The organism is Mycoplasma enhydrae (assembly GCF_025779955.1).
Taxonomy (GTDB): domain Bacteria; phylum Bacillota_I; class Bacilli_A; order Mycoplasmatales; family Metamycoplasmataceae; genus Metamycoplasma; species Metamycoplasma enhydrae.
On record NZ_JAOXHI010000008.1, the window covers coordinates 19580 to 34380 of the forward strand.

Sequence of the window (14801 nt, forward strand, 5' to 3'; positions counted from 1 at the left end):
GATTATAGATCTAAAATAATTGATCTGAATTCATTACATTTTTTTAGTATTTTAATTTTTAGTTTTCTGAAAATGAAGATTCATATAATTCTTTATAAAAACCACCGTATTCTAATAATTCTTTGTGAGTTCCACGTTCAATAATTCTATTTTCTTTAACTACCAGAATTTGGTCGGCATTTATAACTGTTGATAATCTATGAGCAATAATGAAAGAAGTTTTTCCTTTCATTAAATTAAGCATAGCTTTTTGAATGATTTTTTCAGTTCTAGTGTCCACATTAGAAGTGGCTTCATCTAGAACTAAAATATTTTTGTTAGCAATAATTGCTCTAGTGATGGCTAGCAGTTGTCTTTCTCCTTGAGAAAGATTTGCTCCGCCTTCTTCAATGATTTCATCATAACCATTTTTAAGTTTCTTAATAAACTCATGTGCATGGCTCAAATGAGCTGCTTCGATAATTTCTTTATCACTTGCTTCTAGGTTACCATATCTTAAGTTTTCCATTATTGTGGTTTGAAATAAGAATGTATCTTGTAAAACAATAGAAATCTGATTTCTTCAGCTTGATTCATTAATTTCTGATGATTTGTAATTATCAATTTTTATTGTGCCACTATTTGGCAAATAAAATTTGCTTAATAAATTAATAATTGTAGTTTTCCCAGCTCCAGTGGGACCAACAATAGCAAACACTTGACCTTTTTTAGTTTGAAAAGAAGCATTAATTAATTGTAATGAATCAGGATCATTAGTATAAGAAAAATTAACATTTTCAAAACTAACATCACCTCTAATATTTTCAATAGTTTTTAGTTTAGATTCATCAATTTCAGGTTTTAGTTTAATAACATTGAAAACTCTGGTTGAAGAAACAATGGCTAATTGCATTATTGATATATTTTCAAGCACTCTTACAAAGTTGTTTAGGATCATTCTAATATAGAATACAAAAGATATAATGACACCAGGACTGAAATTTTTGTTCGATCCTGTGCCAATGTTGGCATTTGCTAAAAGTGCAGCTATAACAACAATTATTAATTGTAAAAAATTAATTGCTGTAGTGGCATATGGTCAAGCTAAATCGGAATATACATTTGCCTTCAAAGAAGATTTGTATAATTTCAAGTTTTTTTTCTTAAATTCTTCATTGCTTTTTGCATTATAATCCAGTGATTTTATTAAATGATGTGCGGCTAAGTTTTCTTCTATATAACCATTTAAGTTTGATATATTCTTTTGTTGACTTTGGTAATGAACCATTATTTTTTTCAAAAAGAAAAACATTACAAAAAATAAAACAGGAAATAAAGCTATGGTGATTAGTGTCAAATAAACTGAATAATATAACATAAAGCCAATTGAAGTAATGGTTATTACAATTGTGGAAATAATGTTATTAAAATTAGTCGACAAACCACTAGAAATATTATCTATGTCGTTTGAAATAATAGACATCAATTTACCAGTATTAGTTGATTCAAAAAATGAAATAGGCATTTTCATAATGGCTTTATAAGCATCTAGCCGCATAATTGCTGAAGCTATTATTCCGGCTCTTATTGATAAATATGAGGAAGTGTACCAAAATATTTCTTTTAAAATTGCAAAAACTATCAATAAACAAATCGAACCAATAAATTTAAGTTCATCAAAATTTGATCCTGATAAAAAATCAAAATTTAAAAACTCATCTGTAATATAACCCAGTAAATAAGTAGATATAGTTAGACATAATGCCGACAGTATTGAAGTTGTTATTATTCAAAATAGCATTCCTTTTCGATAATTTAAATAATGAATTAATTTTTTAAAACTTTGTCACTTCAATTTAGATTGTTTTTTTGCTTCGTCTTTTGTTAGTTTTTTATTATTTTCAAGAGGATCTAAATTATACATTTTCACCCCCTAACTGTGATAGTGCTATTTCACGGTATAAATCACATTTTTGCATTAGTTCATCATGCTTCCCAGAAGATATTATTTTTCCATTGTCCATCACCAAAATATTATCTGCATTCATGATTGAAGATATTTTTTGAGCAATAACAAAAGTCAACATTTCTTTTTGGTTGTAGTTATTTTTGATATTAGCTAAAACTTTAGCTTCTGTTTTAGAATCTAAAGCAGAAGTTGAATCATCTAAAATAAGGATTTTTGGTTTTTTTAATAAACCTTGAGCGATTGAAAGTCTTTGTTTTTGACCACCTGATAAGTTTGCACCTCTTTGTTGAACTTCATGATCAAATTTATTTTCTAAATCTTGAATAAATTCATAAGCACAAGCATTTTTGGTACTATCAATTAAGTCTTTCTCACTTGCATTTTGATTAGCCATTAATAAATTTGTTTTAATTGTTCCGCTTAAAATGCTTGGTTTTTGATAAACAAAAGAAATGTTGTTTCTAATAGATTTTGTAGCAATTTCTGTTATCTCATGACCATCTATTTTTATTGAACCTGATAAGGTTTTAAAATCAAGACTTATTAGTCTAGCTATTGTTGTTTTTCCTGAACCTGTTGGTCCAATTATGCCTATTACTTGCCCAGGAAAAGCACTAAAACTAATGTTATCTAAAACATTATTATTATCTAAAATGCCTGAATAGTTAAATGATACATTTTTAAACTCTACATTACCACTGGTAATTTGGTTCCCAGTTTCTTTATAATCAATATTTGGTTTTTTAGTAAAAATTTTATTAATTTCTTTGCCCGATATAAAAGCTCTAACTAAAGAAAACACAACAAATGCTGATAAAACTATCCCTACAGTTACAAATATTACATAACTAGTAAATGTTACTGCATTTGATATTACTGTTTTAAATTCAGCTTGTGAATAATGACTATTTCTAGCTACATATCCAGTAACTAATAAGACTAAGGCAATAATAATGTTTGAAAATAAATTAATTAAAGAAAAAATAACGCTATTTACATTTCATGTTTTACGTGAAATTTTTTGTCATTTATTGTTGGCTTCATCAAATTTTTCAAATCTTAAATTTTCTAAATTGTAAGATTTAATAACTTTGGCACCTGATATACTTTCACGTGATTCATTGTTAATTTTTTCATTAGCTTTTTGTTCTTTTTTAAATAGTGGCGCAACTACTAAACCACCAATAATAACTGTCATTAAAATCATTGGAATTAAAACACCAAAAACAATAGACAATTTTAAATCAGTTAATAAAGCAAATACTAAACCAAAAATTAAATTTAGTGGTCCAATAATGCTTAGTCTTAAAAAAGAATATAAACCTCATTGTATACGATTAATATCTATTGTAAATCTAGTGATTATTTTTGAATGACTAAGAGTTTCAATGTCAATTTGTGATAAATTACCTAAATGATTTCACAATCTTTGTCTAATTTGAGTTGAACCTGCAACTGAAATATAGGTTGCTAAAAGAGAAGTGCCAAACGAACTTATTATTCCTACTAACAAAGCTATAGCAAAATAAATTGAAAATAGTTTTATTGACTCATTTATTGTGCCCTCAACTGTGAATAATTTCAAAATTTCTACTTTTGAATAATCAGGAATTGATGGATCTGATTGTCTAAAGGCATTTAAAGATATAAGAGATGAAATTTGTCCAACAAAAATAGGAACAAACAAAAATGAAACAACTTGAAAAATAGTTAAAAATATTGATAATGCTGATAATCATCTAAATTTTTTATCCATATATTTATATAGTTTGAACATTATTCACCTCCCCTTGGCTAAATCTTAAAATTATATTTTAAGACCTTAAAAGTCATGTATTTTATTATTTTACAAAATTAAATAATTTAAATTTTGAAAATATTAACAATTTTGTATTAAAATACTAAAACTTAAATAGGAGTATATATTTGTATTGCATATTTGTTGATTTGCTATATATATATATATATATATATATATATTAGGGAGAAAAAAATATGAATAAAAAACAAAAAATTATCTTTGGATTAGGACTTATATCAGCTGCACCAATAACAATTGTGCCTTTGGCTAGTAAATGTTCTAATAATAATGAACCAGTAAAGCTATCAACAGATGAATCATTAGAATTTATAAGAAACAATAAAAATAACAAGAATTTTGTTTTGCTTGACGTTAGAACCGAAGGTGAAATAAAAGAAAATTACATTGATGGAATGATCAATGTGAATTTAAATGATCCTAATTTTGAACAAAAAATTAATGCATTCGATAAAAACAAAATCTATTTAGTTTATTGTCGTACACAAAATCGTTCACAAGCTGCAGCTAAGATTATGCAAAAGCTTGGTTTTAAAAACATTTATTGAATGGATGGCGGAATAACTAAATGACTAAGAGAAAATAAGCCTCATGTTGATGTTAAATCTTCTCAAAAACTGTTAGAAATTAAATCAAATAAAATTAGTTTTAAGCCAAACGAAGACATTTCATTTAATTTAGAAACCAAAAACATTGAAGAAAGTAGTATTAATTATAAATTTACTTTGTTAGACTTCAAAACTAAAAATCAAATTAGCACTACTACTAAAATATTATCTAAACCATTTAGCTCAAGCATTAAAGAATTATTTGGAAGTTCAGTTGTTCTTGAAACTAAAAAAACATACCAACTAAAAGTGGAATGTATAGATATTAGCGATGTTAATGAAGCGCTTTTTACATTCGATATAATAGGTGCTTTATCAGATGATAAAAATGATTATGATTCATATAAAGCAAATGGTGCTTATGAGCACATTGCTAAAAATCCTTCATTTGAAATTAACGAAGAATTCATTAAAAATTTTTTCAACCATAATATGTATCAATATAAAACAATGTCATACACGAAACAAATTAAACAAATTAATGATATTGTTGACACTACTAAAAAAACAATTTTTATTTTTGGCTCACCAACCTGTTTAACATGTTTGGATTATTTAGCAGATTTAAATAAGTTAGATTTAAATAAATTCAATTACGTTAAAGTTATGACTTCTGTAGATAATGATAGGCTTGATGAATACATCGAATTATCTAAAAAAGCTTTTAAAGAAAAAAACATTTTATCTGAATTAGATGATTCATTATTAGATAATCAAGATTTTATTTGAAAAAATGTTATGCATTTTAGCACTACTCCTAAAATTCTTTTATTAGATGAAAAAGGTACTGTTGTTAATGCTATTGATGGTTTGGAAGGCAATTTTAATGAAGAATTTATTAAAGTTGTTAAAAAGACTTTTGACATAACAATAACAGCCAAACAATCTAAGCCTAATATAGAAGATAACTTAATTAAAGAGGCTAAAGATGCCTTAAGTGCTTATATTAAAGAAATTGAAGCTAAAAAAGATGCCTTAAGAGCTGACCAAAAAGCAGATTTAGAAAAAGCTCTAGAAAAAGCTAAAACAATAGAAAACAAAGCTAATGCTAGCAAGGAAGAATTAATATCAGCTAAGAATGAGCTAAAATCTTCTTATGAAACAATTTTAGCTAAACCTAAACCAGAGGAACAAAATCCTAATGGACCAAAATTCAACAATGAATACCGTACATGGGAACAAAGAAAAAGATCTGAACAAAATAATCCAGAGTTTAGTGATGTTAGACAAGATTTAATTGACAATCTTTATGCTAAAAATGTATCAGAACTAAAAATTAAAAAAGCTGATGATACCGAACATAAATTTAGTGATATTATTGCTAAAAATGGTAAGGCAACCATTGTAATTTGAGGTGATATTGGATGTAGATATTGTTTACAAGCATTATCTTATTTCAAAGATAAACATTTTGATGATTTTAATTTTGTTGATTTGTTAGATGATTATAGAGATAAAGCAAAATGAGAAAATACTATTGATATATATAGTAACAAAAGCGCAATAGACAAACATATTTTTAGACCTACAGATGATTGAAATCAAGTTACTAGTTTTAGTACTTTTAGACCACAAGTATTTATTTTAGATAAAGAACAAAATATAACTTATACACTAGGTTCTGCTTATAGAAGAAGTATTGAACTAGCTAGACTTGTAGGTAGTACAATTTCAACACTTGATGTTAATGAAACCGATGAACAAACCAACGATACAAAAACTAAAGATTTTTATAATGGAAAATATGGCGAAATTAAAAAAATCTATCCTAATGATAAAAATAATATAACCGACCAAAAACATGATTTATGAGAAAGCAAACCTAAAAAACCTTACACTCGTAAATCAAAAATAGGTGACAAAGAAGCTGAAATACAAGAATTAAAAGAAATTTATCATAAATTTGTTACTGGTCTTGAAACAGAAGATCTAAATTTATATGAACATAATTTCAATGCTAGATATTTAGCTGAGGCTGTGTTCAAATGAGCTCAAGAAGATTGAATTGATAATGCTTATGTACATTTTGGAGCATATTCAATCAATGTTGAAACTGAAGAATTTAAATACAATTCTAAAGATAAAAAAATTGATGATGAATTTATTAAATTAGCTATCCTAAAAAAATTCTTATATGGACTTAATAATGGAGTAAACTCAGTTGATAAAAGACTTGTTTTTGATAAAAACATCAAACAAAAATTTGTGGATTTTGTCAAAGATGCATTACTGCTTATCAATGAAGATATGGATGAACAAGAAAAAATCTTTGTTATTATGCAATATGTAGCTGACAGATATTCATATAGAGATGAAACATGAAAACCTGAGTTCAATTTATCTGGAACTATTGATTTAGATTTTTATGGAGTATGTCAACAATATTCTTGAATGACATCACTTTTATTAAATCTAGTTGGAATTCAATCATATCCTAAAAAATCTGAAGCAGGACACCACCAATTTGTTTGAGTTAAAACAAAAACGAAAAATGATACTGAAGCTAAATGGTATTATGTTGATACACTTCACTTTGATAATGAAGTAGATGATAATATTGTTAGATATCCATCTGGATATGTTAATTCTTCACTAAAGGGAAGTTCTAAATTTAAAGATGGTTTTTTACTAAAAATTAACCTAGATGCAGATCGTAGAGATTTACATTACCCTGGTTATAGATTGTTTTATAGAACTCTACCAATTGATCATATGTTTAAAGACTTTGCTCAAAATAGCTATGTTGATAGCACTATGTTATCACATAACAATAAAGGTCAAAGAATGACTAAAAATGGTTGAATTTTAAGTTCTATTCAAAGTAGATTCTTTAAATATCAAAATAATTGATATACATTTGCACTTTATTCAGGAAGAGCAAATGAAAAAGGTATGGGATTATTCAAAACTAATTTCCATGATGGACCAAATAGTTTTGAATTAGTTTCAAATGATGATCCAATTAAAAAACTAATAGATGATTCATTCCTTAATGCTAAAGATAGCACAATTCCAAAAGTATTTATGGTAGGCAATGTTGCTTTTGTATACAAATACTCTTTTGATGAAAAAAATAATAAACATGAACATGACCTATTTGCTATCGATTTAAGAGAAGGCAAAAAAGTCGATTTAAAAACATATTTTGATACCACTACTATTGCTAAAAATATGGAATTAGATATATTTTCATATGACAATTCTATATATCTAATCAAAAGAAACGCTAATAAAATAGCTATTAAGAAAGATCCAAGTTTATTAACTAAAATAAACTTTAATGATATTGCTGAATTACAACAAATACTAAATCCAAGAACCACTAAGTATGATATTTACAAAAGTGTTTTAGCTCAAAGATTTGAAGCAGGGACATATATGTATCGTGATTTAAGTGTAATCACACAACAAGATGGTATAACATTTAAATCAATAGATTTAAGAAATAGTTTTGATGCTAAATTAAAAGAATTTATGACTTTATATAACACTAGTTCAACAACTTTAGCTGAACTAATTAATAAAGAAAAGGAAATTTCTGATGTTTTAGCTTTAATAAAAAAAGATTAATACAAAAAAAGCCTAATTATAAGCAAACTTTAAAAGTTTTGTCCTTATATAGGCTTTTATTTTTTTATTTAGTTTTTTAGCAATATAGCTTCTTTAGCTATAAATAATTCTTCTTCTGCTCTAATTACATAAATAGGAATTAAACTGTCATCTGCCGATATTATTTTATAATCACCAAAGTCTCTTCCTTTGTTTTTAGTTTCATCAACCTTTAAATTAATCAAGTTAATTTTGTTAATTACTTCTTGTCTAATTAAATAATCATTTTCACCAACACCAGCACTAAAAATAATTGCATCAATTTTATTTTTAATTTTATTAATGTATGTAATTAAATAATCAGCTATTCTTTGAGTATATAAATCAAGTGCAAATGCTGCTTGTGGATTTGTAGTTTTGGCTTTTTGAATATCTCTAACATCGGAAGAAACTCCAGAAACTCCAAGCATACCTGATTTTTCATTTAATATCTTAAATATTTCTTCAAGTGACATGCTTTTATGTTTAGCAATATATGGAATAATAGAAGCATCTATATCGCCAGATCTTGTGCCCATCATGATACCTGCTAAAGGAGTAAATCCCATTGATGTATCAATTGATTTATTATCTTCAATTGCACATAAACTGGCTCCATTACCAATATGCATTACAACTATATTAACTTTAGGCTTGTTAAAAATTTCTTGACACTTTTGAGTTATGTAGTTGTAATTTAAACCATGAAACCCATATTTTCTAATATTAAGTTCATTAGTTAGTTCATAATTAATTGGATATGTATATGAAACCTTAGGTAACGAATTATGAAAAGATGTATCGAAGTGCATTGACATTGTAGCACTTGGTAAAAGTGTTCTAAATGCAATAATAGCTTCTAAGGCTCCGGGGTTATGTACAGGAGCTAAATCAATTGATTCTTCTAATCATTTAATAGCTTGGTCATTTACAATAGTTGTTTGTTGTAAATTAGGGCCGCCGTTTACTACTCTAAAAGCAACTTTAGATATATCATTAAAATTATTAATGATATTTTTCTTCTTTCATTGTTCTACTAAATTTTTAACAGTTTCTAAAAAACTAGGTAAGGCTAATTCCATTTCTTCTGTTTTATTATCATAATTAAAAATTAATTTGCCCTGTGCTAATTTAATTCTTTCAGCTAGGCCTTTTGCTTCAACTTCTAAAGTATTGCTAAATAATGTTCATTTAATTGAGCTTGAACCAGCATTAATTACTAATATTTTATTCATAAATTACTCACTCCATATATTAAAATAAATTTTATAAATTATATTATAAAATTGTGACTAACAAAGCGGTTTTAGAAACTAAAATAAATAAAAAAAGCAATGTCCATCTTTTACTAACAGTCCAAGCTGCTGAATTTGGGTTAGACATTGCTTTGAGTGGTATTTATTTTAAGTTTTAAATCTAATTTTGATTTATTTTTTAAATGCTGTTAAAAATGAATCATTTAACTTTGATCAATTTGTAGCTTTTTTTGAGTTTTGCAATATTAAAATGTCAATAAAGTCAAAATAATCTGTTATTTTTGCTAAAACTGTGTCTAATACTATTCCGTGTTTCATATATAAACCAGTTCTAGTATCTTCTAATATGTCAACTATGTCAAAAATGCCATCAAAAATTTGATTGTAAGCTGTATCAGCTGGATATTTAGAAAAATCAAAATTTTTAATTTCTTTAAATGCTTTTTCATATAACTTGTCTTTAGCAAATATTTCTTCATTTATTGCATTACGTAATTTTGTGTAATTTTCATTATTTTTTAGTTCTGAATTTTCATTGTATTTTTTAATAATTAGCTCAACATGTTTTTTGGCTAATTCAATAGTTTTTGAGAAGTGATTTGCTAAACCATATGCTTCATCATCGATGAAATTCTTAATGTTTTCAGGTGTGAAATGCTCTTTATATAAATCTCTTGCCAAGTTATTAACTTTTGCTTTATCATCTGGTTTTTCATTGTATTTTTTTACAATTTTAGATATTATTTGTAAATAAAAATTATTTAAATTTTTAGAATTATTTTTAAACAATGTTTCAATTTCTTGGGTTTCTTGTTCACCAATTAGATTTTTTATACCAAGATTACTTAAATTAGAAGTTATTCATAGATCATCTTCTTTTTTTAGCTCATCAAAGAAAACTGACAGTTTGGCTTTAGTTTTTGTTTTTATATCTTGATCTTTAATGGCTTCAAGATTATCATGTAATTCAATTTTGGTTGATAGCGCAGCTATTGCTGAATTAATTTCTTTTTCTTTAACTTCGATTTTTTTAACAAGTACAGCCTCTTTAGATTTTTGTGCTGATTGTTTTAAAGTTTCAAGTTCTTTTTTTGACTCTTCTAAATTTTTTTTAGAAGCAGTTAGTTTAGATTTATCATCTAAACCTTCAGGTACACTTTTAATTTTTAAATCAACATTATTTAAAGCTTCAGTTGTTTTTTGTTCTAACGTTGATTTTTTTTGTTTATTGCTTTTAAGAACTGCATATGGAATTACAGATAAGGCAACTACTCCAACAACAGCTGCTGCTGTAATACCTGATATCATAAGGATTTTTTTTGTTTTTGGTGTCATTTTTTTCTCCTAATAATTAATTATTTTAATATTCATTTTGTAAATAATAATAGCATACATAAATCAAAATGACTTATATATATATATATATATATAATATGAAAAATTAGGACAAATATGCCCTAATTCGAGACTATTTTGCGTTTTTCATTGAACGCATAACTTGTCTAATTTGTGCTTCTGAAGCCTTACGTCCCATTTGCTGGAACATTACTCTAATCATTTTTTCATTAATTGGTGGATTTTCTCTTAGTTGCTTTTCAAATTTTTTCTTAGTAATTATAACTGCAACAATACCGCCAATAACACCAAATACTAATGGCAAAATTACTAATAAAACTATTCCTCAAGTAGGCATTATTTTCCTTTCTTAACAAATTTCTTAACAATTAATAAAGTGATAATAGGTATAACTAAGATAACTAATACACTAATAAAAAAAACTTTTGCTCAATATTTATGTGCATTGCTTCTTTCTTTTAATAAATCAGCGTAATTCATTACTTCTTGCCCAAAAAAGTTTTGAATATCAACCATTCGTTTTTTTCGATAGATTGAATTGACAATAAATAATACTACAACTCCTATTAGTATACCACAAAGTATATAAACTACTAAATCTGGATTTACAAAACTATTGTGAATTCATTCCTGAAATTTAAGGGCTTTTCACGATTTATCTTTAAGAGCTCAAAATATTAAAGTAAATAAACCTAAATAAAATAATATTGCTACCACTAATCAGGTTCTACGTACTTGTTTTTTCATCAATTTTTCATAAAGTATTGCTACAAAAGGTGGAGTAAATGATTCACCTTCCGCTATTCTTTCTCGATAATGCAAAATAGATTTTTTTATACCAGATAATTCAATTGATTCAAACGTTAGAACCACTATTGATATTACACCAAGTACTACAGGAATAATATATCATCCTCATGGTACTGAACTCGAAGGGTCTTTCAGTAGTTGGCTAAAACTAGTTGGACTAAAAGCAAATAATAAACAAAAGATGAAAGATAGAAAAAATACTACAGATAATAGTGAAATATTTATTGTTTTAATTGTAATTTCTGATTTAAAAACTTTATAAATACCATTTGGAATTACTTTTAAAGGATCAAGTGTTCTTGATGGTTTAAAAATACTTTTAGTTTTCATATCCATTTGTGCCATGTTATTAGTCATTGTTGCACTTATGGCCATATGAGTACCTGTATTTCCATCAGGTGAACCTGTAATAATTGGTCTTATATCCATTTGTCTAACCTTTCTTTTGAGTGTCTGTTTTTAGAAGTGCTAAAAATGCTTCTTGAGGCACTTCTACACTTCCAATTTGTTTCATTCGCTTCTTACCAGCTTTTTGTTTATTTAGTAGCTTTTGTCTACGAGTGACATCGCCACCATATAACTTAGCGGTAACATCTTTTCGATATGCCTTAATTGTTTCTCTCGCTATTATTTTACCCCCAATTGCAGCTTGAACAGGAATTTCGAAGTTTTTTCTTGGAACCACTTCTTTTAATTTCTCTGTTAGCTCGCGACTTTTTGAATAAGCAAAATCGCGGTGTACAACTAATGCTAAAGCATCTATTTTTTCACCATTAAGCATTATATCAACTTTAACTAGATCACTTTCTTTTAATCCAATATGTTCATAATCAAAAGAGGCATAACCTTTTGAATAACTTTTCATTAAATCAAAAAAATCGAAAATTGTTTCATTTAAAGGTAATTCATAAATCAAGCGTCTGCGCTTTTCATCTAAGTATTCAAGATTAATGTATTTACCTCGTTTTGATTGACACAATTCCATAATTGGACCAATATATTCTTCTGTTAACATAATTGAAGCTCTAATGTAAGGTTCTTCAATTTTTTTAATATAGGTTCGATCTGGAAAAAACGAAGGATTAGTAATATGCTCAACTTCGCCATTAGTTAAACTAATTACAAATTCAACCGAAGGAGCAGTAGCTAAAATATCTAAATGAAATTCACGTTCTAGTCTTTCTTGCAATACATCCATATGCAATAAACCTAAAAAACCAATACGAAAACCAAATCCTAAAGCTTTTGAAGTTTCAGGTTCTCAGACAATAGAAGAATCTGATAAACTAATTTTTTCAAGAGCATCCTTTAGAGCATTATAATCTCGGGTATCTACTGGATAAAAACCAGTGTATACTACAGGTTTCATTTTCTTATAACCAACTAATGGAACAGATACAGGATTGTCTAGTTTTGTAATAGTATCTCCAACTTCAACATCCTTAACATCTCTAATGGAAGCGGCAATTCAACCTACTTCACCTGCAAATAATGAATCACGTTTTACTTCTTTAGGATTTTTTACACCTAATTCAGTAACTGTATATGTTTTCTTGGTTTGCATAAAGTGTATTTTGTCACCAACATTAATTTGACCGTTAAAAATACGAGCATAAATAACCACACCTCGATAGTTATCAAAATAACTATCAAATATTAATGCTTCTAGTGGTTTAGAATCATTAGCTTCTTTTGGTGCAGGAATGCGATTGATAATAGCATCAATAACTTGGTCTATATTAATTCCAGATTTGGCTGATATTAAAATAGCATTAGAAGCATCAATACCAATAATATTTTCAATTTCTTCCTTAACCCTTTCAGGGTCTGCTGCAATTAAATCGACTTTATTAATTACAGGAACTATTTCTAAATTATGTTCAATTGCCAAATATACATTTGCTAAAGTCTGCGCTTGAATTCCTTGTGTCGCATCCACTAATAATAATGCTCCTTCACAAGCAGCCAAACTACGACTGACTTCATAAGTAAAATCGACATGCCCAGGTGTATCAATTAAATGAAAAATATAATCCTTATATTTAATTTGGATTGCATTTAGTTTAATTGTAATTCCACGTTCTTGCTCTAGATCCATTGAATCTAAAACTTGAGGTTTTGATTCACGTGCACTAATGGCATTAGTAAATTCTAAAATACGGTCAGCAAGTGTGCTTTTACCGTGATCTATATGAGCAATAATTGCAAAGTTTCTAATATTTTTTTTATTCATAGTTTTGTTAAATTATATTTTAAAAGCTGCTTTTTTTAAATAAAAAACTAACAATTATATAAAAATTTACAAGATTGTATTTATTTTGATTAAATCAATAAATTTTGGGAAAAATTAAGTACTTTTTTAGATATATTTTGAATTTTTTCAAATATAAATGTCTCATTTTATATAATGTTAACATGCTATATGTTTTGTATAATCTATTATCTAAAAGTGGAAAAAATCAAGCTAAAATGTTTAGTATTGTTTCGAGTGCAATTAAGACCTTTAAGAGAAACTCTCTTAAAGTTATTGACATAACTAAGATTGTTGATTATCAAAAAGAAATGAGTTATTTAACCAAAGATGACATTATAGTTATTATAGGTGGTGATGGAACATTAACTTATGTACTAAATGAACTAAGAAAAGCAAAAAACTTGCCTGATGTATATGCATATAAAGCAGGGACTGGAAATGATTTTATAAGAAATATTAAAGCTTCTAAAAAATATGAAGTCATTAATCGGAATTTTTATAAATTAAATAGTTTTATTAAATGTTTGCCCACTATTAAATCTAGTAATTTAGAAAGAAGTTTTTTAAATGGTGTAGGCCTTGGTGTTGATGTAGAAATATCAAAGGCTATGAACACTAAAAAAGCATTACATGCTAATGCATCATTTTTTAGAGTTAGTCTAGAATGCATTAAAAATTTTCAAACAAAAAATAATATTAAAATGACAGTGGATGATAAAGAATATAACTTAAATGATGTAAGTCTAATAGCAATTATGAATGGCCCTTATTTTGGAGGAGGAATGAAAATTGCTCCAAAGGCTAATTTAGCAAGTAATAAATTATCAATAATTGTTATTTCAGGACTTAAGCCTAAAAGAATAATAGGCTTATTTGGTTTAGTATATTTAGGCTTACATATCAAAGTTAAATATGTAAAACAATTTTTTGGCAAGTATGTCAAAATTGAAAACGTTCCAGATAATTTAGTTCAAGTAGATGGCGAAACATTTGAGGTTGATAAAGTTGTGGAAATACAAAAATAATTAAAACATACTAAACATGTCCCCTATTAGTGGACAAATCAATTAAACCTTTCTCATGTAATGACACGGAGAGAGGTTTTTTAGTTTAATTTGTATTCTAATATTATTATAGTAATTTATAAAGTCAGTAATTAGCT

General features: G+C 26.8%; 10 protein-coding genes. 2 read left to right on the forward strand and 8 right to left on the reverse strand.

Going from position 1 to position 14801, the window contains the following annotated elements:
• Nucleotides 1–58 precede the first annotated feature (58 nt).
• On the reverse strand, nucleotides 59–1903 hold the full coding sequence (locus OF364_RS02445) for an ABC transporter ATP-binding protein (RefSeq protein ID WP_205851017.1): 1845 nt from the start codon (nucleotides 1901–1903) through the stop codon (nucleotides 59–61).
• Nucleotides 1896–3725 (reverse strand): ABC transporter ATP-binding protein, encoded by a 1830-nt coding sequence (locus OF364_RS02450; RefSeq protein WP_263774084.1) that lies wholly within the window; start codon nucleotides 3723–3725, stop codon nucleotides 1896–1898. Before OF364_RS02450 ends, OF364_RS02445 begins: the two co-directional genes overlap by 8 nt.
• A gap of 218 nt (nucleotides 3726–3943) precedes the next feature.
• On the opposite strand from OF364_RS02450, the gene OF364_RS02455 reads away from it, so the two are divergent.
• The gene (locus OF364_RS02455) at nucleotides 3944–7945 is read left to right on the forward strand and encodes a rhodanese-like domain-containing protein (RefSeq protein ID WP_263774085.1); all 4002 of its coding nucleotides are present in this window, start codon (nucleotides 3944–3946) and stop codon (nucleotides 7943–7945) included.
• Between the two features lie 68 nt (nucleotides 7946–8013).
• Here OF364_RS02455 and OF364_RS02460 read toward each other — a convergent pair whose 3' ends face one another.
• From OF364_RS02460 to lepA, 5 genes are all read right to left on the reverse strand, one after another.
• Entirely contained in the window at nucleotides 8014–9198 is a 1185-nt protein-coding gene (locus tag OF364_RS02460) for an acetate/propionate family kinase (RefSeq protein WP_263752474.1), read from the reverse strand.
• Between the two features lie 192 nt (nucleotides 9199–9390).
• Complete coding sequence (locus tag OF364_RS02465; RefSeq protein WP_263774086.1) at nucleotides 9391–10554, reverse strand: hypothetical protein; 1164 nt, start codon at nucleotides 10552–10554, stop codon at nucleotides 9391–9393.
• A gap of 133 nt (nucleotides 10555–10687) precedes the next feature.
• Nucleotides 10688–10912 carry a YneF family protein gene (locus OF364_RS02470; RefSeq protein ID WP_205851022.1) on the reverse strand — a complete coding sequence of 75 codons (225 nt, stop codon included), beginning with the start codon at nucleotides 10910–10912 and terminating at the stop codon, nucleotides 10688–10690.
• The gene (locus OF364_RS02475; RefSeq protein ID WP_205851023.1) at nucleotides 10912–11814 is read right to left on the reverse strand and encodes an MSC_0882 family membrane protein; all 903 of its coding nucleotides are present in this window, start codon (nucleotides 11812–11814) and stop codon (nucleotides 10912–10914) included. Before OF364_RS02475 ends, OF364_RS02470 begins: the two co-directional genes overlap by 1 nt.
• Before the next feature lie 4 nt (nucleotides 11815–11818).
• A complete protein-coding gene (gene lepA / locus OF364_RS02480; RefSeq protein WP_205851024.1) occupies nucleotides 11819–13618 on the reverse strand; it encodes a translation elongation factor 4 in 1800 nt (599 codons plus the stop codon).
• Nucleotides 13619–13800: 182 nt separating this feature from the next.
• Between lepA and OF364_RS02485 the strand changes: the two genes are divergently transcribed.
• Complete coding sequence (locus OF364_RS02485) at nucleotides 13801–14664, forward strand: diacylglycerol/lipid kinase family protein (protein WP_205851025.1); 864 nt, start codon at nucleotides 13801–13803, stop codon at nucleotides 14662–14664.
• Nucleotides 14665–14706: 42 nt separating this feature from the next.
• On the opposite strand, the gene OF364_RS03080 is transcribed toward OF364_RS02485, so the two are convergent.
• Entirely contained in the window at nucleotides 14707–14796 is a 90-nt protein-coding gene (locus OF364_RS03080) for an IS3 family transposase (RefSeq protein ID WP_373422513.1), read from the reverse strand.
• Nucleotides 14797–14801 lie beyond the last annotated feature (5 nt).